Here is a 24438-nt window from a genome sequence, read left to right on the forward strand (position 1 = left end):
CATGTCAGAGGACGAATTATGAGATATTCTGTACTATTTGCAATGCTTTTGAGTGCTGCATCACTCTTTGGAGAAGATAAAATCCTTGTTGTAGATACAACCGTTGTAGAACAAACAAATGCTGAAGTTGCAGCTGCAAAAGCGGAAGCTACTCAAGCAAAAGAGTTGGCATCACAAGCAAGAGCAGAGAGCCAAAGAACCATGGATGAACTCGCTCACGTAAAAGCGCAAAGAGAAGAGCAGCTTGCAACTATGGCAGCTCAGGAAGAGATACTAAGACAGAACAAATCGATGCATATCTCTGTGGTAGGGCAAGGTGTTGCACCTATGAACACCTCTTCTCCTGCGCAAGCATATGCTCTTGCAAAAAGAGCGGCTATCGCTGATGCTTACAGAGCAATCGCTGAAAAAGTCAAGGGCGTTCGTATTGATGGACAAGACACAATCAAAAATATGATGATGCAAAAGTCAACGCTCCGCACATACGTTCAAGCAATGGTAAGAAATGCTGATATCGTTGAGACTACATTTAAAGAGGGATTATGCGAAGTAGAGATGGAAATCGTCATTTCACACGCAGACTTTGCTCAGTAGCTCTTCTCTTCTTTCCACTTGCACTTGGTGCAAGTGAATACCTTATCTCTTACAAGTACATCGTCAAAGATGCAACACTCTATAATGAGGCACTTTTTATCTCACAAGGTATGAAAAAATGCATCGGTGCACCACAAACAGAATTACTCCTTATTAGCGATGGCGAGAGTGATTTAAAAAAAGTAATTGCTCAAAATTCAGCCGAATTTTTAGAGTACATCCATAAACTCGGTCTTCATGTTGCATACAACGATGTGACAACAAACCTTCAAAACACCTCTACAACAACACTCACACTTAGAACAACGTGCTTCAAAGTCGATTTTAATGATACTTTTGTTATAATCAACCCATTACGATAAGGGCGAGTTATAGTGAAAATTGCAATAGTTGAAGATGATATCAATATGAGAAAATCCCTTGAAATCGCAATGAGCGACTATAAAGAGTTTGAAGTAAAAACATTCAAAAATGCAAAAGATGCCCTCAAATCACTTGATGCAAGTTTCGACCTTATTATCACCGATATCAATATGCCGGGGATGGACGGCATCGAGTTTGTCAAAACACTCGGCGGCAGATTTGAAGTTATCATCATGACGGGCAACGCAACGCTTCAAAGAGCCATAGAGTCTATCCACCTTGGTGTCAAGGATTTTCTACTCAAGCCTTTTGATGTCGATACTCTCATAGCGGCAATCAAAAGAGAAGACAAAATACAAAAAGTCAAAAAAAATGTGCCAAAAGAGAGTAAAAAAAACGATTTTAGCGGCTTTTACGGAACATCAAAAGCACTTGAAGATGCACTCAAAATCGCAACCAAAGCAGCTAAAACCGATGCAACCGTTTTGCTTTTAGGGCAAAGCGGTGTCGGTAAAGAGGTTTTTGCATCTTACATACACAACCACTCACCCAGAGCAAACAGACCTTTTGTCGCTATCAATATGGCAGCCATACCGGACAACCTTATAGAGAGCGAACTTTTTGGATTTGAAAAAGGTGCTTTTACCGATGCAACCGAGGCAAAAGCGGGGCAGTTTGAGCTTGCAGAGGGTGGAACGCTCTTTTTAGACGAGATAGGCGAGATGCCTTATGGCGTCCAAGCAAAACTTCTCCGCGCACTTCAAGAAAAAGAGGTTCGCAGACTAGGCTCTGCCAAAGCTATAAAAACAGATATCAGAGTTATTGCTGCTACCAATGCGGATTTGATGCAAAAGATTAAAGATGGCTCATTTAGAGAGGATTTATACTACCGTCTCAACACGATTCCTATTACAATTCCGCCACTTTGCGAGCGAAAAGATGAAATATTGGCTATTGCTCAAAAAGTTTTAGAGCAAAATTGTGTAAAATACGGTTTCGAATTGAAAAAGTTCTCCGAAGAGTCACAAGAGCAGCTTCTAACCTACAGCTGGCCGGGAAATATCAGAGAGCTTATCTCTGTAGTTGAGAGAGCGGTTATCTTAAGTGATGATGAAGAGATAACACCGCATGAGCTTCTTTTAGAGTTGCGCAGTGGTGTTAACAGGGATATAAAATAGACTTCTTGCAAAACTAAAAACACGCTCACTAAGGCTTCGCTTCACTGCAGAATCGTTCGCTTAGTTTTTATTTTTGCAAGAAGTCTAAGAGATAAATTGAAAAGGAAAAGATAATGTCAAAAAAGTATAATGTAGCAGTAGTCGGAGCAAACGGAGCAGTTGGAGAGGAAATTCTCTCAATTTTAGAAGAGGTTGATTTTCCTATAAACAAAATTGTTCCTCTTGCAAGCTCGAGAAGTGCCGGTAAAACTGTTACATTTGCAGGCAAAGATATTGTTATAAAAGAGCTAACAGATGCTGTCTTTGAAGAAGAAGAGGTAGAGATTGCACTTTTTTCAGCTGGCGGAAGTGTCAGTGCACAGTTTGCTCCATCGGCCGTGAGAGCAGGTGCAGTTGTCATAGATAACACATCACACTTTAGAATGGACGCAAACATCCCTCTTGTTGTGCCTGAAGTAAACCCTGAAGATATCGCACAGTGGAGAAAATCCGGCATCGTTGCAAACCCTAACTGCTCAACTATACAGATGGTTCAAGTACTCAAGCCGCTTGATGATGCTTACAGTATCCAAAGAGTTGATGTAAGCACGTACCAAGCAACTTCGGGTGCAGGAAAAACAGCAATGGAAGAGCTCGTCAACCAGATGCAATCCTTTTTTACATTTAAACTTGACGAGGCGGAAGTCAAAGCCTTCGCTCACAGAATTGCGCTCAATGTGATCCCTCAAATAGATAAATTTTTAGATAACGGCTACACAAAAGAGGAGATGAAGATGGTCAATGAAACGACCAAAATCATGCACAAAGAGATTCCTCTAAGTGCAACTTGTGTTCGTGTTCCAACCCTTAGAGGACATGCCGAGGCGGTAAGTGTCAAGTTTGCTTGCGAAGTGGATGCAGATGCGGCAAGAGAGATTTTGAAAAACGCTCCAAACGTTGTTCTCTTAGACAAACCAGAGGAGTCAATCTACCCTATGCCTTCTCTTGCGTTAGAGAAAAATGAGACTTTTGTAGGAAGAATCAGAGTTGACAATTTTGACAAAACGATGCTTCATATGTTTATAGTAGCAGACAACCTAAGAGTCGGAGCGGCAACAAATGCAGTGCGCATCGCTCAAAAATGGGCAGAGATGGAAGAGGAAAAATAACAATGTTTGAAAAATTCTTTGAAAACAGTCTTTGGAGTTCACGATTTATCATTATTCTTGCTGTTGTTTTTGGTCTCATAGGAGCTATTTTACTCTTTGTAGTTGCAAGTTTTGATGTTTACGAAACTGCAGTGTATGTCATTACTACCTACATAACGCATGCGCATCCCGAACATTTTCATGAAGAGGTTGTAGGTGGCATCATTGGTGCGGTTGATCTTTACCTTATCGGTGTTGTTATGATTATCTTCTCGTTTGGTCTTTATGAGCTTTTTATCTCAGATATCGACCCTGCAAAAGATGCAGATGGATGCGAAAATCAACTCTTAGCGGTTCATTCGCTCGACCAACTTAAAGATAAAATCTCTAAAGTCATTGTTATGGTTTTGGTTGTTGGATTTTTCCAAAAAGTTGGACATACAGAGTATAACGGCGCACTCGACTTACTCTATCTAGCGCTCTCCATTACAGCTGTTGCGGTGGGTCTCTTTTTTTTAAGTAAAGTCGGAAAAGCACACTAAAAAATTAAAAAATTGAACTATTTTAAGGATACACATGAGTAAAATATTTGTAGATGCATGCTTTGGCAAAGAGACGCCTTACACTCCGGTTTGGATGATGAGACAGGCAGGTCGTTACCTTCCAGAGTACATGGAAGTAAGAAAACAAGCTGGAAACTTTTTAAACCTCTGCCACAATCCAGAACTAGCAGCAGAAGTTACACTTCAGCCTGTTGATATCGTCGGAGTTGATGCCGCAATTTTATTTAGCGATATTTTAGTTGTTCCAAACGAAATGGGCATGAAGCTTGATTTTCTCGTTGGAGAAGGACCTGTTTTTGAAAAGCCTATCAAAACTGAAGCAGACATGGATGCACTTTTAGGCGGCGACGAGGCGGCATCGAAACTTACTTATGTTTATGAGACCATAAAAATCATCAAAGAGCAACTGGCAGAGGACAAAGCACTTATCGGTTTTACAGGTGCTCCGTGGACACTTGCGACCTACATGATAGAGGGAGAGGGTACAAAAACATATAACATCTGCAAAAAAATGATGTACGCAAACCCTGAGCTTCTGCATAAGATACTTGCAAAAGTGACAGAAGTCGTAAAACTCTATATGGAAAAACAAATCGAAGCGGGCATAGATGTTGTTCAAATCTTTGACTCATGGGCTGCGGCGATAGAGCCAGCAAAGTATGATGAGTTCTCTTGGAAGTATATGGTAGAAATTGCTGATTATCTCAAAGCAAAGTACCCACATATCCCCATCATAATGTTCCCAAAAGGCATCCCTGCATTTTTAGATAAAGTTTACGGGAACTTTGATGTATTTGGTGTTGACTGGTCAACTCCTATGGGTTATGCAAAAGAGAAACTGGGTGAGAGATACGTGCTTCAAGGAAATATGGAACCATGCAGATTGTACTCCAAAGAGTCGACAACAGAGTGCGTAGAAGCACTTCAAAATATCATGGGCGGCAAAAGACATATCTTCAACTTAGGACATGGGATTTTGCCTGATGTACCTGTAGAAAACGCAAAACATTTTATCTCTGAATGTCACAGAGTTAGCAAAAAATAAGTGAAGAGTATCTTTGGACCCGTAAACTCAAGAAGATTTGGTTCTTCTTTGGGTATAGACCTCTCCCCTGCTCTCAAACAGTGCAATTTTGACTGCCTTTACTGCGAACTTGCTCCAAGCGCTACGACAGACAAGCAAGCCAATGTTGTAGAGGTTGCAACCATCATCAATGAACTGAGAGAGCATTTAAACGACAAGATAGACGTGATAACCATCACTGCAAACGGCGAACCGACTCTCTATCCATACCTAGATGAACTCATCGACGCATTAAACAAAATCAAAAACTCCACCCAAACCCTCATACTCACAAACAGCGCAACCTTAGTAGATGAGAAAGTTTTTAACTCACTCCTAAAACTTGACCAAGTCAAACTCTCCCTCGACGCGGTTACTGACAATGTGTTCAAGAGAATCGACAGACCGCATGTTGGGATAAAGATAGAAGAGATAGTCAAAAAAGCCATAGAATTCAGCCATATCTACAAAGGCAAACTCTTTATAGAGATACTTTTTGTGCATGGGCTTAACGACACAAAAGAGGAGATAGAAAAACTCAATGAAGTTCTCCTAAAAATGGATGTTACAAGAGTTGATTTAGGTACCATTGACAGACCTCCTGCGTATCCAGTAGTAGGACTTAGCTACAAGGAGCTTCATGACGCATCTCTTCTTTTTGATGCCTCTTTACCTATCCACATAGCCTCAAGAGTTCATGCCGAACCAAACAATAGAGCGTATGATGATGAAGAGATTTTAAATACGCTAGACAAAAGACCACAAACCATAGAAGATATAAACCTGCTCTTTGATGAAGAGAGTAAAAAAAGGTTTCAAAAGCTCCTATCTGAATCAAAAATAGTGACAAAAAAAGTCGGAAATTTGGAATTTTTCATACTTCACGCAAACGAGCAAAGAAAACGCGCAAAGTAGCGCAAAAATCTTGACTTTTTAAGCCTCATAAAGTATAATTCCGCCCTATCAAACATTCCGAATTAGCTCAGCGGTAGAGTAGGTGACTGTTAATCACTTGGCCACTGGTTCGAATCCAGTATTCGGAGCCACCCTTTTTAAAACCCCTAAAATACAAACTTTCAGAGCTTTAAAAATCTATGGTAGCTATATGGTAGCTAAAATATTTTTCTAGTATTACTTTTTTTAATACACACTTTTGTTTAAAACAGTCTAATTGACTTATCAATCTTTTTTACTTCCGATGGTATAAACTTATTATACTTGTATATCAACATCTCGATATTAGTATGCCCCATCATCTGTGCAACCTGATTGATACTGAACTTTCCGCTTGATAACATCATAGTAGCAAAGCTTGACGTTGTATCATAAAGTCTTTGATATGGTAGTTCTAACTTCTCCAGTAACTTTTTCCAATGGTAGTCTCTTATACGGTTTCCGTCATTAAACGGTGTGCCGTACATAGATAAAAACACATATTCGCTTTGGCTCTTTTTGGTAAGTTCTCTTTGACTCTTGAGATATGGAAGCAGTTCATCAAATATAGGAACGCTTCTATACCCCTTTTGAGTTTTTGGAGAAACATCTTTACCATATCTTCTAGTTCGCTTGACTTCTAACTCTTGAGTTTTAAAGTCTATATCTGCCCATTTAAGCCCGACAGCCTCACCAGTTCTAAGTCCAGTAAAGAAAGATAGAGCTAAAAAGTTTTTGAACCATACATCATCCGCACCGGATATAAGCAATTTCATTGTCTCTATATCAAACGGTTTTGCGCCGCTTTGCTCTTTTTTTGGTCGTTTGATAAAGTCAAATGGGTTTTTCTCTACCGCCTCATCATAAAATGCCTCTTTAAAAATGGCACTAAAGACATTTGCAATATAGATAGATGTTGCGCTACTTCTATTGCTTACCCAGTAGTTATACCACTTTTTTATCTCTGATAGTTTTATAGAGCTTATATCTCTATTGCCAAAGAGCGGTAAAATCTGATTGCGGATAATGGAGTCATACCTTACATAAGAGGAGTCTTTTAAAAGAGCTTTTTTGCTTTTTAAAAAAAGTTCCGCATAAAAAGAGACTGTCTTGCTCTCTTTTTTAGAAGATATGTCAATTTGTCCTGTTTGAATTTGAAATAACACATTAGGGAGCAAATCATTGCTCACTAACTTACGATTTTTAGCATTATCCTCAAGTCCAGTAGGTTTAATAACCCTTTGTCCGTTGTGATATATACTTAGATAGAGTTTGTTGTTTTTGGCATAAAGGCTTGCCATCAGCTTTTCCTTTCGCCCGTATCCTCTCCTTTTTAACACTAAACCTCCTATTCAAAAATGAAATTAAAGTTTAGCAAAACTAATTTATTAGTTTAAGCTTCAAAAATCAAAATATAACTTTTTATGATTTATTGACTGCCTAGTTTAGCAGTTCGTTTGACAATCAAATACCGTATTTACGGAGTTTTCAAAACTTAGATTCATAAAATTGGTACGATTTAAAAGTAATAAATAGCACCGAAATGACACCGAATATTCACTTTAGTTTTATAAATAACCAATATTTATTCAAAACACTAAACCCCATCTCTTTATAATGAGATATTAATTTTTCTGATTGTGCATCGGGATAGAGGGCTAAATATTTTAGTCCTATTGTCTCTTTTACATTTTCAGCTACATTCATAGCAAAAAGCAGCAGATAGTTTGAAATCGTTCCTTCTAGCTCATCTATATAAACTTTTCTATATTTGTAATCCACAAATAAATAATCTACTTGAATAACGGGAAAATCTTCAATGCTAGAAGCAGACAAAGCTATTAAGCCTAGAATCTCACTACTATTTTTTAGAAGATAGAGCTTTGTTTTATTTTTTTGAACAAGCTTTATTATCTCTTCCAGTAAGCCTCTTTCTCTCGTTATTCTCTCTAAGTCAGGATGAAAATTGAATGTTTGAAGAAGTTTGACCTTATATAGACGAATATTTTTATCGTCTATTTTAACGATAGTAACATTACTGCCCATATACTACATTAAATTTAGTATTTACTGCTTTTTGGATGAGTTGCTCATTAACTTGGCTATTCTCCAAAAGTTTTTTTTCACTACTTGTAAGTGTCTTCGGCGGTGTCACAATTTGGATTTTACCGCTTTTATCTATATGCAATGCCATAATGAACTCCTTTTTAAATTTTTGTTATCAAAATTATATCATAAGGGATATAGATATAATAGATACGCTTTTTCCCTATTTGCAAAATCAGTACAGCATTACTGGCAAATACAACAGCTATGTTTTTTTTAAATGAACATAAAGAGAACTTCTATGATATCAAGCGCATAAGAGACACTCATTGGAAGAGAGTGCTACAAAAGTGCGGTTTTAAGTATCGTCCAATTTACCATACAAGACATACATTTGCAACTGTAATGTTAGAAAATGGCGAGGATATTCTTTGGATATCAAATATGCTAGGTCATACAGATTCAACTATGACTTTAAGCAGATATGCAAAATATATCAAAAGGGATGAGAAAAAAAGAGCTGCATTCTTGGAAAAAAGAGTAGCACTAAATAGTACTGAAACGACACCGAATAATAAAAAAGTTGGTTAAAATGGCTATTTTGTGGAGGTTTAAAAAGGGTGGCTCCGAATACTGGATTCGAACCAGTGGCCAAGTGATTAACAGTCACCTACTCTACCGCTGAGCTAATTCGGAATCTTAAAAAAATGGTGTCAGAGGGGGGACTCGAACCCCCGACCCCCGGCTTATGAGACCAGTGCTCTAACCAGCTGAGCTACCCTGACATCTTTTAAGAGGCAGAATTATACTTTTTTAAAACTTTATTTTACCTAAGAGAAAGAGAATATGCTGATGGAAAATTAGCAAGAGAAGTTCGATGAGGGTTGATATCAATATAATTGAGTTAAAACAATAAGATAAGTTTAGTCTGCAAGACTAAGAGTATTGACTTTGTTACCTTTTTTTTGTAATATTGCGGCTCTAAACACTATTATTTAAGGAGTTTTATATGAATTTTCAACCGTTAGGAAAAAGAGTCCTAATCAAAAGAGTAGAAGAGGCAAATACTACGGCAAGTGGTATTATTATTCCTGATAATGCACAAGAGAAGCCTTCACGTGGCGAAGTTGTGGCGGTAAGTTCTGAGGTTAGTGAGCTTAAGTGCGGTGACGTTGTTCTTTTTGGAAAGTTTTCCGGCAGTGAAGTTTCGCTTGATGGTACAAAATATCTGGTTTTGGAAGTAGAAGATATTTTTGGAATAATAAACTGATGTTACACACTCAAACGAACAAGTCCGTTTGAGTGTGTCCCTACAATCCCCTAAAGCTACGAAAAATGATTTTTTCGAGATGTATATAAAAAATAAAAGGAAACAGATATGGCAAAAGAGATAATTTTTTCAGATAACGCAAGAAATGCCCTTGCCCGCGGTGTTGCAAAACTAACAGATGCAGTAAAAGTGACAATGGGACCTCGTGGTCGCAATGTTTTGATTCAGAAGAGTTATGGAAACCCTGTCATCACAAAAGACGGTGTTTCTGTCGCAAGAGAGATAGAACTTAGCGATAAGCTTGAAAATATGGGTGCAACGCTTGTAAAAGATGTGGCTTCAAGAACGGCGGATGAGGCAGGAGACGGTACAACAACGGCTACTGTTTTGGCAAATGCTATCTTTTCTGAGGGTCTAAGAAACATAACTGCAGGTGCAAATCCTATCGAGGTAAAGCGCGGAATGGACAAGGCTTGTGAAGCTATTTTGGCACACCTAAAAGCGTCAAGCAAATCGATTAACGGCAAAAAAGATATAGCGCAAGTGGCAACTATTTCTGCAAACTCTGATGAGCAAATCGGCAACATGATAGCCGAGGCTATGGAAAAAGTGGGGCAAGACGGTGTTATCACTGTAGAAGAGGCTAAGGGAATCGTTGATGAGCTTGCAGTCGTTGAGGGTATGCAGTTTGACCGTGGATACTTAAGCCCATACTTCATAACAAATACTGAAAAAATGGTAGCGGAGATTGAAAATCCGTGGATTTTACTGGTTGACAGTAAAGTAACATCACTTAAAGATTTGCTTCCTGTTTTAGAGCAGGTTCAAAAAACTTCCCGTCCGCTTCTTATCATCGCCGAGGATGTAGAGGGTGAGGCACTCTCAACTCTTGTTGTTAACAAGCTTCGCGGAGTCCTAAACATCTCTGCTGTAAAAGCTCCAGGGTTTGGCGACAGAAGAAAAGCTATGCTTCAAGATATAGCGGTCTTAACTGCCGGAACTGTTATCTCTGAGGAGACGGGGCATACGCTAAGCGGTGCTACTATCCAACACCTTGGACAAGCTTCTCGCATCGTTATAGACAAGGACAACACTGTTATCGTAAACGGTGCAGGAAAGGCTGAGGCAGTTCAGGCAAGAGTTGCGGAGATCAAAGTTCAAGTAGCGGCGACTACAAGCGAATACGACAAAGAGAAACTTCAAGAGAGACTTGCAAAACTTAGCGGCGGTGTTGCGGTTATCAAAGTTGGTGCGGCGAGCGAGACTGAGATGAAAGAGAAAAAAGACCGTGTTGATGATGCACTAAGTGCTACAAAAGCGGCTGTTGAAGAGGGTATCGTTATCGGTGGTGGGGCTGCTCTTGTGCGCGCGGCGGCAAAAGTAAAACTGGATTTGAGCGGTGATCAAAAAATCGGTGCAGAGATAATCTTGCGTGCCATAAAAGCTCCACTCAAGCAGATAGCGACAAATGCGGGATACGATGCGGGTGTAGTAGTCAATGCAGTTGAAAATGCGACAGATGAGAACATCGGATTTAACGCGGCAACTGGCGAATATGTCGATATGTTTGAGGCAGGAATTATCGATCCGTTTAAAGTAGGACGTGTGGCACTTACAAACGCTACATCTATCTCAAGCCTTCTTTTAACAACAGAAGCGGCGATTTATGAGATACCTGAAGAGAAGCCTGCGGCTCCTGATATGGGCGGCATGGGCGGTATGCCGGGGATGTATTAAGCCTAGGATTTCATTATTGTTGAAACTTCTTAAAAGCCCTTTATAGAGGGCTTTTAGCCTTTTTTATTCCTTTTTTCAATCCTTATACAACTTATTTTATAAACCAGCGAATCGCAAAAGAGTCTTCAGGTATTGTTTGACAATCTACTATGTTTTTACTCAAAATCACCCACTTTTGCAGATTTTAGCAGAAGCAAAAGAGCTTGGCTGGCTCTGCTGTGCTATTATTATAAAAAATATTGAAAGAAGCATTATGAACAAAGTTGAGACTATTTACCTAAAAGATTATAAAGCACCGCCGTTTACTATCAAAACTTGCGATTTGGTTTTTGAGCTTTTTGAAGAGCATACGCAGGTTACTAGCCTTTTAAACATCGTAAAGATGGACAAAGGTGCAAAGGATTTGGTGCTTGATAGTGTTGAGCTTGAGCTTTTGGAAATATACTTAAATGACAAAAAACTCGACACTAGCAGTTATGTCATAGAAGATGCGCATTTGAGGGTTTTGGATGTTCCTGAGGTGTTTAAGCTTATCATCATCAACAAAATTTATCCGCATCTCAACAGCGAACTTGAGGGGCTTTACAAATCGGGGGCTATCTTTTGTACGCAAAATGAGCCTGAGGGTTTTAGACGCATCACTCCATATATAGACCGTCCCGATGTGATGGCGGTGCTTAAAACAACGCTTGTGGCGGACAGGGGGCGTTATCCCGTACTTCTTAGCAACGGGAACAGAGAGTCCAACTTTAGGCTAGATGATGGCAGACATGGGGTGACGTGGTTTGATCCGCATCCAAAACCGTCCTATCTTTTTGCGCTTGTGGCGGGAGATTTGGGCGTTGTTGAGGACAAGTTTATCACTAAAAGCTCCAAATATGTGAGGCTTGCTATCTATACCGACAGAGGCAACGAATCCAAATGCAAACACGCCATGAAGTCGCTCAAAGAGGCGATGAGCTGGGATGAAGAGGTTTATGGACGAGAGTATGATTTAAGTGTCTATAATATCGTGGCGGTGGATAGTTTTAACATGGGAGCGATGGAGAACAAGGGACTGAACATCTTCAACTCCGCTTATGTTCTAGCGGATGAGGAGAGTGCGACGGATGCGAATTTTATGGGGATTCAGAGCGTTATCGCCCATGAGTACTTTCATAACTGGACGGGAAATCGCATCACTTGCCGTGACTGGTTTCAGCTCACACTCAAAGAGGGGTTGACGGTCTTTCGTGACCAGTGCTTCTCAGCGGATTTGAACTCTAAAGAGGTGCAGCGCATAGAGGATGTCAAGGCTCTAAGAGAGAGACAGTTTGTAGAAGATGCTTCTCCTACGGCACACCCCATCCAACCCGATTCATACATGGCGATAAACAACTTCTACACCGCAACGGTCTATGAAAAAGGAGCGGAGGTTATCCGCATGCTTCACACGCTTTTGGGCGAGAAGAAGTACCGTGCGGCGATGGATTTGTACTTTGAGAAGTTTGATGGGCAAGCGGTGCGAACGGATGACTTTTTGTGGGCGATGAGCAGTGCGGGCAAGTTGGATTTGGAGCAGTTTAAGAGATGGTACCATCAGTCAGGCACACCAAAACTTTTGGTGGATGAGAAATTTGAAGATGGCAGATACACGCTCACACTCACGCAAGTTGTCCCAAATGCAGTGGATGGAAGCAAACAACAACCCTATTTTTACCCGCTAAAAATGGCACTTTTGGATGAGAGTGGCAAAATAGTGGAAGAGAAAACGCTTCTTATCTCAAAAGAGAGTGAGGAGTTTGGTTTCAAACTCGCTTCCAAGCCTGTTTTGTCCATCAACAGAGATTTTTCCGCTCCTATTGTCATAGAACAAAAAGAGAGCAATTACGCCTTTTTGATGAAGCATGACACGAACAGTTTTGTAAAGTACGAATCAGCGCAATCTTTTGCGCTTGAGGTTACCCAAGCGTTGATGCGTGGCGAGGAGATAGATGAGGCGTACGTGGAGGCGTATGGACATGTGCTGGAGAGTTCGCTTGACCTCTCTTACAAAGCGTTGCTTTTGGAGCTTCCTAGCGTTTCGGCGATTATGCAAAAAGAGGATGTTATAGATTTTGAGCGCATTTATGAAGCAAAAGAGAAGCTCCAAAAACATCTCGCACAAAGATACAAAGAGCAGCTTTTGGCACTCTATGCAGACAACCATAAACCGCACTCAAAAGAGCTGGATGCGCAAAGTATAGGCGAGAGAAGCCTCAAAAACCGCACACTTAAGCTTCTAGCTTCTCTTGAGAGCGACGAGGTGGCGGCTATGGCGCATGAGCAGTACAACAACGCCATAACGATGACAGACAAAATCTCTGCACTTGATGTTTTGGAAAATATCTCGCCAAATCTCGGGGCTGTTGCACTGGATGATTTTTACAAAAAGCACAAAGATGAAACGTTGGTTATGCAAAAGTATTTCTCCATTTTGGCGGCTTCACACAGAGATGGAACGCTTGACCGTGTAATGGCACTTCAAAATGACGATGCGTACAATGAGCTTGTTCCAAATCTCGTACGCTCACTTATCGGGGTATTTGCTAGAAACTACAAACATTTTCATGCTAAAGATGGTTTGGGATATAAGTTTGTAGCAGACAAAATCATAGAGATAGACAAGATAAATCCGCAAATGGCGTCCTCTCTGGCAGGTGCATTTAAAATCTATGAAAAGCTCAATACGCAGAACAAAAACGTGATGCACAAAGAGCTTGAACGTGTAGCCCAAGAGCAAAGCCTCTCTAAAAATACATACGAAATCATTAGTAAAATCTTAAAAGTCAAATAGGGTAAAAACATGGAAAAAAAAGTCCCAAATCTAGTAAAAAATGCAGCTGCTTTAAGAGCTTCAAAAGAGGGCATTTTGGCACAGTGGCTCTCGTATGAGTCTCCTCGTAAGATTTTAAAGCAACACGATATCGATATAAAAACATTTATTGATGATTATGCAAGTGGTGTTTTTGACTACTTTATGGGGGTGATTGCAGGGGAAGTTGAGATTGGGGACTGCCCTATCATGCGTGGTTTTCTTGATTATCTCAAAAACAAAGAGATCAAAGCCGAAGAGCTTTTTGATATCTGCAGCCACTTCCGCCGCTCTATCATAGACTTCACTTACGATGCAAATCTCAACTCAAAAAATATTTTTGAAGAGATCTCTTATATGTTTGACAAAAATTTTCAAGGTATTTTGCGCTACTACACCGATACCATCTACCAAAAAGAGCAAGAGATAAATAGACATGCAAAGCTCCTTGGCGAGTACCAAAAAGCGCTTGATGAGAGTGCGATTATCTCAAAGACTGACAAAGGAGGCAAGATTACCTATGTCAACGACAAGTATGTCAAGATTAGCGGATACAGCCAAGAGGAGCTCATCGGAAGCTACCACAGCATCGTTAAGCATCCCGATATGCCGGAGGAGTACTTTAGAGATTTATGGTTTCAGCTTGAGCACAACGGTATCTTCCACGGTACTATCAAAAATAACAAAAAAAACGGGGAGTACTTTTATGTCGATGTGACTATTGTCGAGATTACAGACCCTTATGACAACACCACTGAGTACATCTCTATTGCAAATGACGTTACCACGCTTATCGATGCGAGGCTTGAAGCGCAAAAAGCTTCACAAGCAAAAGAGTACTTTTTGTCTAACATGTCCCATGAGATACGAACGCCACTCAATGCCATTTTAGGTTTTGTGGATCTTTTGTTGGAGCAAGATATCTCAAAACAGCATAGAAAATATTTGGAAATCATCTTAAATAGCGGGGAAAATCTCTTAAGTATTATTAACGATATTTTGGACTTCTCTAAACTCAGAAGCGGTGAGTTTACCATCGAACCTAGAATCTTCTCTATCCATAACGAAATCAGTCATACACTAGAACTTTTTGTCGCTTCGGCAAACCACAAAGATATCACTATCACCTCTTTTATAGATCCTGCTATTCCAAAAGAGCTCTATGCAGACTCCTTGCGTATCAAGCAGATATTGTCTAACTTTTTAAGTAACGCTATCAAATTTACTAGAAATAAAGGGCATATCCATGTGGAGGCGACCTGCAAAGAGAGAGTGCTAAGAGTAAGTGTACGCGATAACGGTATCGGTATTGCAAAAGGTGATATAGGCAATATTTTCACAGCATTTACGCAAGCAGGAGGAGGAGAGGTTGAACATATGGTGGGTACGGGGCTTGGGCTCTCCATCTGTAACCAACTTGCTCTGCATATGGGAGGCAGTGTTCATGTAAGCTCTGAGCTAGGCAGAGGGAGTACCTTTTGGGTGGAGCTTCCTGTGGAAATTCATGATAACTCATGTCAGGTCTTTAATGATTTGGATGAGATTCGACAACTTCACATCGTTTTTTATCTCAAAGATTTACAACAGGACTACAAGGCAGATTCATTTTTTAAATACTCTAAGATATTTAACATAGATATCAAGATGGTCGATACGCTCTTGCCAAGCGATGATGTCATTATCTTTTTGGAAGAGGGTGTTGATGAGGAGTTTAAAAAACAGATAATCGACTCTGATAAAAAGTATGTTGCACTTACGAACAAACCAAGCGATATGTACGAAAAATATCCACATATAGCGACCATATGTTTTCCGCTCTACTGCTCAAAGATAAAGAGCACCTTTGATGAGTTGCTCCATCCAGATGAAACCTCTCCTCAAAGAGTGCATAAGGTTCTTAAATTTCAAGGGCATATTCTTGTTGCGGAGGATAATGAGGCAAATCAAGAGCTTATCAAAATCTTACTTACAAAGTATGGACTTACCTATGATTTGGCAATCAATGGCTTAGAGGCAGTCCGCTTGTATAAACAAAATAGATATGACTTAGTTTTAATGGATGAGCAGATGCCAATCATGGACGGAAACAGGGCAGTACAGGAGATTTTAAAGTATGAGAGAGAAAATGAGTTGCGTCACACTCCCATCTCTGCACTAACTGCAAATGTCATCAAAGGCGCACGTGAGCGAGGGCTGATGAGTGGTTTTGACTCCTTTTTGGGCAAACCTATTGTGCTTAAAGAGCTTGAGAGAGTTTTTTCACACTACCTCAAATCATCCAAACAAAACCATGCACATCCAAAAACAGTGGTGCAAAGTGGCGGCATACAAGGGCTCGATACACATAAACTCGCAGAAGAGTTGATGCTTAGCCAAAGTGAGTTGATGATGCTAGCAGACCTTTTTATCAAAAAAATGTCCAAGCAGATACCACAGATGCAAGAGGCGATTGCGATGAGAGACTACAAAAATATAGCGCTTATAGCACATAGCATTAAAGGTTCAAGTGGTAATTTCAGACTCGAAGAGGTACAAGAAGAGAGCGCAAAAATAGAAAAAATGGCAAAAGCAGCAGATGCGAACTTTAACTATGAAGAGGCGTTTGAGTATATAAGAGAGAGGCTTTTAGCAATCAAAATAGAGTAAAGAACTCTCTAAAAAAAGGCTACTCTTCGATGTAGTAGCCAATTCCTGAAGCATTTTTAATGATGTCTGTTGGGAGCTTACTGCGAAGTCTCCAAACAAGGGTGCGAATACTGTTTTCAGTCGCACCGTTTTCTTTCCAAACATAGTTGATAGCTTGCTCAAACGTGATGACGCTTCCAAGTTTTGCCACAAGAAGACGTAAAATGGCATTCTCTTTTTTTGTAAGCTTGAGTTTTTGTCCATTGTAGCAGGTCTCATTTTTAGCGATATCTACAGAGTAGGCAGTTCCAAAAAGAACAATCGGTCTGTCTCTCTCTTTTTTTGCATGAAGAAGTTTTGTGATGCTCTCCTCATCTATCTTAGAAGCGTTTGCCTCCTCGATTCTCTTCATCTCCATATCGTACTTAAAGATAGCCATTTGAATCGTTGCATGAAGCGAAGATGGGTCAAAAGGTTTGACGATATACCCATAAGGCTCCGTCGTAATTGCCTCTGAGATAATGTCATCATCACTGTATGAAGTAAGATAGATAAAAGGAAGAGAGTAGTTTTGCCTGATTTTTCTTCCAAGAGCAATCCCATCACTTCCCTCTTGCAAAGAGATATCAATGATAACGATATGGGGTTTGTTTTTTTCGATGCTTAGCAAAGCATCTAAGGCATTATCGCATGTAGCAAGGATTTTATACCCATGCTTTTGTAAAGAGAGCTTAAGATTGAGCGCCGTAATTTCATCATCTTCGACAATAATAATAGTGTGTTTTTCCATAATCTTCTCTATTGATTTGCTATGATTTTTTAATGAAATAGTATGGTAATTCTAGCATAATAGTATAATTTTTTTTTATAAAAGAGTTAAAAATGTGATAAATGTGATAATTTTGTTACAAAATTACACGTGATTTTTAAAAAGCAGATGAAAAATCTTTTTAATCTTCTGAAATAGGAGTAAGGGCACCCCTAAAAAGCTAAAACAAAAATTGTTAAAAATAAAAAAGAATCGCTCCAAGTAGAAGCCATTTAAAAGCAAAACAATTCCCTTACCCACAAACTTCCAGAAGATTTATACTTTTGTTATATCCAAAGTGTGATTAATTTTCTTTCACCCCTATATATTTTCCAAACGCTTTTGCCATGATTTCGTACCCTTTTTGATTTGGATGAATTGCGTCTATTTTTAGGCTGTTGTCTGCCTCGACAAATGACAAAACATCCTCTTCAAAGAGTACATTTGTTTGTTGGGCTATCTCTTTATAAAGTGGATGTGGCTTGAAGCCGAGCAAACCAAAGTTGGGAACCCCTACGAGCAGTACTTCTGCTCCGCTTGCTTGGATGAGTTTTATCATCTCAAGGAGATTTTTTTGAAGGTTTAATGTAGAGCGTTGGCGCAAGATATCGTTACCGCCATGACAAAGGATGACTACTTTAGGTTTTGCCTCCAAAAGAGATGGGAGACGTACTAGTCCCTCTGCTGATTCCTCGCCTGAGATTCCAGCATTGACAACTTCTACTCCCAACAATTTTTGTAACTGTTCAGGGTAACTCTCTTCTAGCGCAACGCCATATCCGTAGGTGATACTATCTCCAAAAGCGACTATCGTGTCTTGTTTGCTTACTGTTATGGTAGAGGTTTGATTTGGGTTTTTGTTCATAAATATAAATAATAGGACAGCTACAACAACTCCAATGGTGCTTAGTTGTAGCCTGTTCATAAAATCATCTTAGTTTTATGCTACAAACATCATCTTTGCAAGAACAATGATAAAAAATCCGAGCACTAAAACAAGCTTATGAAAGTGTTCCTGCATAAATGGGTGTTTTGGTTTTTGTGCAAATTTTGTGTAGAGATTGTAAAGCACTCCAAGTGCTATGATGAGTGCCAGCGTTATCTTAACAACAAGCAGCTGCTGCAAAGGTGTCTCAAAAAAACCTGCGTTAGAGTTGATGTACTTTGACATCATCATGCCGCCTGTGAGTACAATGACAAGAAGTGCGAGCGGAAATATCTTGAAGCTTTTTGCCCCAAGCGTTTGTGTAATTTTCGTATCGGTCTCTTTGCCAAACTTGTTTTTAAGTGCTGAAATCATAACAACATCTGTAAAGACGTATCCTATAAAGATAACGGCAAGTGCCAAGTGGATGATGTGTGCGTATGGGTAGATTGCTTCCATGTGTCTCTCCTTTTAGTCTCGTTTTGTAGTTTTTCTTTTTTTAGAAGTTGGAGCTTTTTTTGTTGTCTCTTTTTTTGCTCCGCTAGGTTTTGTCGGCGCTTTTTTGAAGCGTTTTACCTCTGGTTTTTTGTGTTCACTTTTGAGCTTTACCTCATCTTGATCTTTTCTGCGGATAGTTGGGTCTGGTTCAAATCCTGCTACCGTCTCTTTTGGAATCTTCATCCCAATAACCTTCTCAATACTTCTGATCTCATGTTTTTCATAAATATCTATCAAGCTGATAGCCACACCATCACGCCCTGCACGTCCTGTTCGCCCTACTCTGTGTACATAATCTTCCGGCACTGAGGGAAGTTCATAGTTGATGACAAAAGGGAGTTCTTCTATGTCTAAACCTCTTGAAGCGATGTCTGTCGCCACAAGAACTTTTATCTTCCCCTCTTTAAACTCATTTAGCGTTTTTAGACGGTTTGCCTGCGTTTTATCGCCGTGGATGATACCGCACTTAAGACCGTCTTTTTTAAGCTCAAGCACCAACTCATCCGCACTTGCTTTTGTTCTGGTAAAGACTAAAACTTGTCTAAAATTTCTTGAACCGATGATGTACGCCAAAAGCGGCGCTTTTTTGTCCGTATCGACGAGATAAGCTACTTGGTTGATGGTGTCAACCGTTGAGTTCTTTTTTGATGTCTCTATAAACTCTGGTTTTGTAAGTATGAGTTTTGAGAGTTTTCTTACCTTGTCGCTGTATGTGGCGGAGAAAAGAAGCGTTTGATGTCTTTTTGGCAAGAGAGGATGAATCTTTCTTATCTCTTTCATAAAGCCCATATCCAGCATTCTGTCAGCTTCATCGAGGACAAAAATCTCAACATGGGAGAGGTCTAAACTCTTCTCCACATGCTCCATCACTCTTCCCGGAGTTGCGATGATGATGTCAACACCCTCTTTTAAAATTCTCTGTTGTGTCTCAAGGTCTTTTCCGCCGACAAGAACTGCAATATTAAGAGCCATATTTTTTGCATAATTTTGCAAATCTTCATATATCTGGATGGAGAGTTCTCGTGTAGGAGAGATGATAAGCCCTCGCACTACTCTTGCCTCTGGCGTTACATTTCTTAGGCGTTGGAGCATTGGAAGTCCAAAAGCGGCTGTTTTTCCCGTCCCTGTTTGAGCGGTTGCAAAAACATCGCTTTTTGCCAAAACCAAAGGGATAGAGCGGGATTGGATGGTTGTAGGTTTTTCGTAGCCTAAGTCGTTTATAGCGCTAAGAATGGGCTTGATTATCCCAAGTTTTTCAAATGACATTGTTTTCCTGTTTCGTTAAATTGTTTTTGTTCCTAAACCATTTTTTCGCTTATGGCGCTTAAGAACAAGGTTTTTCTCAAATTTGTTGAGATTATAAAAAAGTGTCCCAATCACTGTGACAATAAGCGGTATCGCAAAATACCAATGCGCCTTAATCCACTTGATAAGCTCTAAAAGCTCATCCCCGTAAAAATAGGCGGGAATAATCGTGATAGAAGCCCAAGCGATGGCACTTACAAAGTTAATAACGGCAAATTGGCGGCTTGAATATTTTGTGATGCCTATCGCCATAGGGATAACCGTGCGCATCCCATACATATAGCGTTGTACAAAGATGATAGGCCAGCCGTACTTTTTGAGCAGCAAGTGAGCCAGTGCAAACTTTGTGCGTTGCGAGCGAATCTTGTTGTGGATATACTTTTTGTTAAATCGCCCTATATAAAAGTAGATTTGGTCCCCCACAAAACCGCCAAATCCACCAACAATAATGGCAAAAGGTAAAAACATATCTCCTGTATGAGACATGATACCTGCCATTATGAGTCCCAGTTCCCCTTCTAAAATACTCCAAGCAAAAAGAACGATATATCCATACTCTTTAAGCCAATCAAGAAATAACTGCTCCACGCATACCTTCGATTTAACATTTTATTAAAGGTGAGGATTATAGTCAAATAAAGGTTAATTCAAGGTTATAGGCTCCCTTTGCATCGCGTGTTCATTGCAATGATTTCCAAAAATAGCATTTTTCATGCATAAAGTCAGCCTATAAATGTTAAAATCACGATAATTAAAATGTGGAGTGTAGCATGCAAGAGAGTTCGGAAGTTTTAGCACGAAAGTATAGACCTAAAAACTTTGAAGAGCTTATCGGGCAGGAGAGTGTCTCTCAAACGCTCTCGCTCGCACTTGATGCAAACAGACTTTCACATGCTTACCTCTTCTCAGGGCTTCGCGGAAGCGGCAAGACTTCTACGGCACGCATCTTTGCAAAAGCTCTTATTTGCGAAAAAGGTATCTCGCACAAACCTTGCGGCGAGTGCCACAACTGCATAAACGCACTTGAAAACCGCCACATCGACATAGTTGAGATGGACGGCGCATCATCTCGCAAGATAGACGACATCAGAGACCTCATAGAGCAGACAAAGTACAAACCAACAGTAGCAAGGTTTAAAATCTTCATCATAGATGAGGTGCATATGCTCACAAAAGAGGCTTTTAATGCACTTCTTAAAACCCTTGAAGAGCCGCCCTCTTATGTAAAGTTCATCTTGGCGACGACCGATCCGCTTAAACTTCCTGCAACCATCTTAAGCCGCACGCAGCACTTTCGTTTTAAGTCCATCGCAACAAACAAGATAACAGACCATTTGGCACATATCCTAAACCTTGAGGGCATCAAGTACGAACAAGAGGCGCTTGAGATTTTGGCAAGAAGCGGCAGCGGAAGTCTCAGAGACACACTTACCCTCTTAGACCAAGCCATCATTTACTCCAAAAACTATGTGGATGTGCGCACCGTGACAGATATGCTCGGACTCGTTGACCCGAAATTTTTAAACGAACTCTTTGGAGCTGTTTTTGCAAAAGATTATGCAAAAATAGTAGAGTTTGTAAAAGTGCTTGAGGATTATGAGGCGCAGATGGTTGTTGATGAGCTTATCGCCTACCTAAAAGAGCGTATGTATGCCTCAGATGCACTCTACTCAACTCTGGTGCTTGATAGATTTTTCAGGATTTTAAGCGATGCAAAGTACCTCTTTAGCATCAACGCCGATGGCTCTTTCGTACTCTCTCTTATCTTTTTCAAGATGGTAGAGGCACTGCGCATCAAAGAAGTTGACCAGATGATAGAGTCTCTGCAAAGAGAGATATACAGACCTCAAATTACTACACTGCCTCCGCAAGAAGAAGCACAAACACAAGTGCAAAGCAGCGCCCCAGCTCCTCAAGCACCAAAAGCGATGGAACCCATAGCAGACCCAAGCCAAAAGCTCTTTACCGCACTTGTTGCCAAAATCAAAGATAGAAATTTTGAACTAGGCAGCTGTTTTGAAAAAAGTATCTCTTTTCTCTCCTATGAAGATGGCATCTTAAGATGGGAGAGCTGCACGGATGAGGAGTGCAAAAAGGTTTTGACGCACGGATACTCCGTCATCAAACAACTTGTACGTGAAGTGTTTGGTTTTGAGACAAAAATAAAACATGAGGTGTGCAGCAAAGTTGCACCTGAAGTGCCAGAAGTACCACAAGAGATAGAGTTTTATGAACCCTCTTCCATGATAGAGGAGAGTGAAATGGGTGGAAGTGCAAGCTGCGTTACCAACTGCCAGAGCAGTGACTCTACCAGAGAGATAGATGGCGCAAAAATCCTAGAAGAGCCAATGGTTCAAAGAGCAACGGAACTCTTTGAAGCAACAAAAATCACCGTTCAACTAAAGGTTTAGTGCTTGAGCATTTTGGCAATTCCAAAACCAAATGTTGACCCCTTGCCAAACTTTGACTCTATCTCTAGCGAAGAGTCGAGCATCTTAAGAGTGTAGGTAACCATCGCCAAACCAAGTCCCATGGAGTTATCCCAGCTGTTTTTGTCAACTCTGTAAAATTTGCTGGTTACCTTTTGTAGTTCATCCTCTTTTATCCCTATGCCGCTATCTTTTACCAAAAGCCTTTGCCCGTCTAACGCTACAACAACATCATTTTTTGAGTATTTTAAAGCATTGTCTATAAGGTTGATAAGAACAAGTTCCAGCATGGTTTTATCGCTATAAAGCACCCTCGGCTCTACTTCAACTACAATCTCCCTGTTTTTATGTTTTAAAAGCAGGTTTGACGCTACCTCATGGCAGAGCTGCCCAAGCTCAAACTCACTTTTGTTCACTTTCAAGTCACCATTTTCAAGCTTGACTGAGAGCGTGAGCCTATCGAGCATCTTAGAGATTTTTTCACCATTGGATGTTATCTTGCCCAAAAATTTATCACGTATGCCCTTTGGCATCTCACTATCCTCTTGAATCGTTTGCGAGTAGCCTATAATAGCAGCAACAGGATTTTTAAATTCATGCGAAATAGCAGACAAAATGTCATTTTTTTGCTTATTGATGAGCCTGAGTTTTGCCATATGTTTGGACTTTTTTTTCTCATTTTTGCTTAGTTTTTTTACCAGATTTTTGAGCAGTAAAGAGATTTGCAAAAACTCATAAAAATATTTTGTTTTGATAACGGCTTTATAGTTTTTTGTAGAAACCTCATCAAGATACTCTGTAATCTGCCTAATGTCATACACCACCCTTTTGCTCATCTGCTGTGAAACAAAAGCTGCTAGGAGTAAAACGCCTATAAAGATGAAAAGAAGTTTTGTCCAAAGAGCATAAAAGTCATCCATGATTTGCGCCAAACTCATGGAGAGCCTTATGTAGATAGTTTCATTTTCATAACGCGCTTTTTTTACAACATACAAAAAATCTGCATTGACAGTTTTAGAATATCTGATGATATCCCCGTAATCTTGGGAGTTTGAGAGCATCACCTCAAAGCGTGAAGCATGGTTATCCATCTCTGCTTTATCGGCGTTTGATTCTGCTATAACAGTCCCATCTTCAGCGATGATAGTTGTACGCAAAGAGGTTCGTGTGTAGATTTGTACTACATAACTATCCAAATCATTCAAATCTTGCAGCTCTACTTCGATAAGCTCTATGGCATGTTTGAGATGATTTTTGTTGTGCTCAATGATGATAGATTTGAGCGCCAAATAACTGATGATGGAGGTTATAAAAAGCGCACTTGAGAAAAGAAGCAGAAATTTTAGGATAAAAATTTGATGGATTTTTAGCACAGCTTATACCCTACTCCACGGACTGTTTGTATGTACTCTTTTGTTTTATCTGGGTCGATTTTCTCTTTAAGACGGTTGATGGCGACATTGACCGTTTTATACTGGTACTCCTCTGCCCCGTCCCAGACATTTTCAAGGAGATAGTCACGCTCTAACACACTGTTTTTGTTGAGTATAAACTCACTAAGCAGATTGAACTCCAGCTTTGTTATCTCTACATTTTTGCCATCCACGCTAAGTGTGCGTGAACTTTTATCAAGCACCAAATCTCTATGAACCAAAACGCCGTCATCCACTTTTTTGGTTGTGCGACGAAGGACAGCTTTGATGCGCAGCAGAAGTTCTTTCATGTTAAAAGGCTTAGTGATGTAGTCATCCGCACCCCTGACAAACCCCTCTTCTATCTCGCTATCAAGGCTTTTTGCGCTTAGGTAGATAACAGGTGTCGTACACCCATCTTTTCTAAGTGACTGGACAAACTCACTCCCTTCAACCCCTGGGAGATTTCTATCCATGATAAGCAGATCAACACTCTCTTCTAGGAGCATCTGCTCCACATTTTTAGTATTCAAAAAACCTACAACGTCATACCCCTCTTTTTGCAAGTTGTACTCAACAAGTTCCAAGAGATCTTCTTCATCTTCTACAATAACAATTTTTACACTCATTTTTTTCCTAATTAAACAGACTTCTTGCAAAACTAAAAACTAAGTGAACGATTCTGCAGCACAGCGAAGCCTGAGTGAGCGTGTTTTTAGTTTTGCAAGA

At 40.1% G+C, this 24438-nt stretch carries 23 protein-coding genes and 3 tRNA genes; 14 read left to right on the top strand and 12 right to left on the bottom strand.

The window, feature by feature from the left end; all coding sequences use genetic code 11:
• Positions 1-18 precede the first annotated feature (18 nt).
• The 8 genes from AC6H4V_RS09030 (at position 19) to AC6H4V_RS09065 (ending at position 5934) form a co-directional block, all read left to right on the top strand.
• Positions 19-594, top strand: a complete 576-nt coding sequence (locus AC6H4V_RS09030; RefSeq protein WP_497606573.1) for an LPP20 family lipoprotein — start codon at positions 19-21, stop codon at positions 592-594.
• On the top strand, positions 543-956 hold the full coding sequence (locus AC6H4V_RS09035; protein WP_497606574.1) for a hypothetical protein: 414 nt from the start codon (positions 543-545) through the stop codon (positions 954-956). Before AC6H4V_RS09030 ends, AC6H4V_RS09035 begins: the two co-directional genes overlap by 52 nt.
• A gap of 12 nt (positions 957-968) precedes the next feature.
• Positions 969-2135 carry a sigma-54-dependent transcriptional regulator gene (locus AC6H4V_RS09040; RefSeq protein WP_497606575.1) on the top strand — a complete coding sequence of 389 codons (1167 nt, stop codon included), beginning with the start codon at positions 969-971 and terminating at the stop codon, positions 2133-2135.
• Positions 2136-2248: 113 nt separating this feature from the next.
• Entirely contained in the window at positions 2249-3283 is a 1035-nt protein-coding gene (locus AC6H4V_RS09045) for an aspartate-semialdehyde dehydrogenase (protein WP_497606576.1), read from the top strand.
• A gap of 2 nt (positions 3284-3285) precedes the next feature.
• A complete protein-coding gene (locus tag AC6H4V_RS09050) occupies positions 3286-3804 on the top strand; it encodes a YqhA family protein (protein ID WP_428729489.1) in 519 nt (172 codons plus the stop codon).
• Positions 3805-3838: 34 nt separating this feature from the next.
• Complete coding sequence (hemE, locus tag AC6H4V_RS09055; protein ID WP_497606577.1) at positions 3839-4870, top strand: uroporphyrinogen decarboxylase; 1032 nt, start codon at positions 3839-3841, stop codon at positions 4868-4870.
• Positions 4871-5803 (top strand): radical SAM protein, encoded by a 933-nt coding sequence (locus AC6H4V_RS09060; RefSeq protein WP_497606578.1) that lies wholly within the window; start codon positions 4871-4873, stop codon positions 5801-5803.
• 56 nt (positions 5804-5859) lie between these two features.
• Positions 5860-5934: transfer RNA gene (locus AC6H4V_RS09065), tRNA-Asn, on the top strand.
• A gap of 111 nt (positions 5935-6045) precedes the next feature.
• Here AC6H4V_RS09065 and AC6H4V_RS09070 read toward each other — a convergent pair.
• The 3 genes from AC6H4V_RS09070 to AC6H4V_RS09080 form a co-directional block, all read right to left on the bottom strand.
• Positions 6046-7122, bottom strand: coding sequence for a tyrosine-type recombinase/integrase (locus AC6H4V_RS09070; RefSeq protein WP_497606579.1), 1077 nt, complete (start codon positions 7120-7122; stop codon positions 6046-6048).
• 256 nt (positions 7123-7378) lie between these two features.
• On the bottom strand, positions 7379-7867 hold the full coding sequence (locus AC6H4V_RS09075; protein ID WP_497606580.1) for a hypothetical protein: 489 nt from the start codon (positions 7865-7867) through the stop codon (positions 7379-7381).
• Positions 7857-8015: a hypothetical protein gene (locus AC6H4V_RS09080; protein ID WP_428729080.1), complete on the bottom strand. Its 159-nt coding sequence runs from the start codon at positions 8013-8015 to the stop codon at positions 7857-7859. The genes AC6H4V_RS09075 and AC6H4V_RS09080 overlap by 11 nt, the downstream gene beginning before the upstream one ends.
• A gap of 119 nt (positions 8016-8134) precedes the next feature.
• Between AC6H4V_RS09080 and AC6H4V_RS09085 the strand changes: the two genes are divergently transcribed.
• Positions 8135-8458, top strand: coding sequence for a tyrosine-type recombinase/integrase (locus tag AC6H4V_RS09085; RefSeq protein ID WP_497606581.1), 324 nt, complete (start codon positions 8135-8137; stop codon positions 8456-8458).
• Between the two features lie 30 nt (positions 8459-8488).
• Here the strand turns inward: AC6H4V_RS09085 and AC6H4V_RS09090 are convergent.
• Both AC6H4V_RS09090 and AC6H4V_RS09095 read right to left on the bottom strand, forming a co-directional pair.
• Positions 8489-8563: transfer RNA gene (locus tag AC6H4V_RS09090), tRNA-Asn, on the bottom strand.
• Between the two features lie 12 nt (positions 8564-8575).
• A tRNA-Met gene (locus tag AC6H4V_RS09095) sits at positions 8576-8652 on the bottom strand.
• A gap of 224 nt (positions 8653-8876) precedes the next feature.
• Here AC6H4V_RS09095 and groES point away from each other — a divergent pair.
• From groES to AC6H4V_RS09115, 4 genes are all read left to right on the top strand, one after another.
• Positions 8877-9137: a co-chaperone GroES gene (groES, locus tag AC6H4V_RS09100; RefSeq protein WP_428729082.1), complete on the top strand. Its 261-nt coding sequence runs from the start codon at positions 8877-8879 to the stop codon at positions 9135-9137.
• A gap of 108 nt (positions 9138-9245) precedes the next feature.
• Positions 9246-10874, top strand: coding sequence for a chaperonin GroEL (groL, locus tag AC6H4V_RS09105; RefSeq protein ID WP_497606582.1), 1629 nt, complete (start codon positions 9246-9248; stop codon positions 10872-10874).
• A gap of 136 nt (positions 10875-11010) precedes the next feature.
• Complete coding sequence (pepN, locus tag AC6H4V_RS09110) at positions 11011-13689, top strand: aminopeptidase N (protein WP_497606583.1); 2679 nt, start codon at positions 11011-11013, stop codon at positions 13687-13689.
• Between the two features lie 9 nt (positions 13690-13698).
• Positions 13699-16353, top strand: coding sequence for a hybrid sensor histidine kinase/response regulator (locus tag AC6H4V_RS09115; RefSeq protein WP_497606584.1), 2655 nt, complete (start codon positions 13699-13701; stop codon positions 16351-16353).
• A gap of 19 nt (positions 16354-16372) precedes the next feature.
• On the opposite strand, the gene AC6H4V_RS09120 is transcribed toward AC6H4V_RS09115, so the two are convergent.
• The 5 genes from AC6H4V_RS09120 to AC6H4V_RS09140 all read right to left on the bottom strand — a co-directional run bounded on the left by AC6H4V_RS09120 (position 16373) and on the right by AC6H4V_RS09140 (position 20456).
• Positions 16373-17122: a response regulator transcription factor gene (locus AC6H4V_RS09120; protein WP_497606585.1), complete on the bottom strand. Its 750-nt coding sequence runs from the start codon at positions 17120-17122 to the stop codon at positions 16373-16375.
• 322 nt (positions 17123-17444) lie between these two features.
• Positions 17445-18065, bottom strand: coding sequence for an arylesterase (locus AC6H4V_RS09125; RefSeq protein WP_497606586.1), 621 nt, complete (start codon positions 18063-18065; stop codon positions 17445-17447).
• Positions 18066-18080: 15 nt separating this feature from the next.
• Complete coding sequence (locus tag AC6H4V_RS09130; RefSeq protein WP_497606587.1) at positions 18081-18524, bottom strand: hypothetical protein; 444 nt, start codon at positions 18522-18524, stop codon at positions 18081-18083.
• Between the two features lie 12 nt (positions 18525-18536).
• Positions 18537-19829: a DEAD/DEAH box helicase gene (locus tag AC6H4V_RS09135; RefSeq protein ID WP_497606588.1), complete on the bottom strand. Its 1293-nt coding sequence runs from the start codon at positions 19827-19829 to the stop codon at positions 18537-18539.
• A gap of 15 nt (positions 19830-19844) precedes the next feature.
• A complete protein-coding gene (locus AC6H4V_RS09140) occupies positions 19845-20456 on the bottom strand; it encodes a DedA family protein (protein WP_497606589.1) in 612 nt (203 codons plus the stop codon).
• Between the two features lie 182 nt (positions 20457-20638).
• Between AC6H4V_RS09140 and AC6H4V_RS09145 the strand changes: the two genes are divergently transcribed.
• A complete protein-coding gene (locus AC6H4V_RS09145; protein WP_497606590.1) occupies positions 20639-22279 on the top strand; it encodes a DNA polymerase III subunit gamma/tau in 1641 nt (546 codons plus the stop codon).
• Here the strand turns inward: AC6H4V_RS09145 and AC6H4V_RS09150 are convergent.
• Together AC6H4V_RS09150 and AC6H4V_RS09155 are read right to left on the bottom strand one after the other, a co-directional pair.
• Entirely contained in the window at positions 22276-23670 is a 1395-nt protein-coding gene (locus AC6H4V_RS09150) for a sensor histidine kinase (protein ID WP_497606591.1), read from the bottom strand. The genes AC6H4V_RS09145 and AC6H4V_RS09150 overlap by 4 nt on opposite strands.
• On the bottom strand, positions 23664-24338 hold the full coding sequence (locus AC6H4V_RS09155; RefSeq protein WP_428729096.1) for a response regulator transcription factor: 675 nt from the start codon (positions 24336-24338) through the stop codon (positions 23664-23666). The genes AC6H4V_RS09150 and AC6H4V_RS09155 overlap by 7 nt, the downstream gene beginning before the upstream one ends.
• Positions 24339-24438 lie beyond the last annotated feature (100 nt).

It is taken from the genome of Sulfurimonas lacustris (assembly GCF_059705355.1).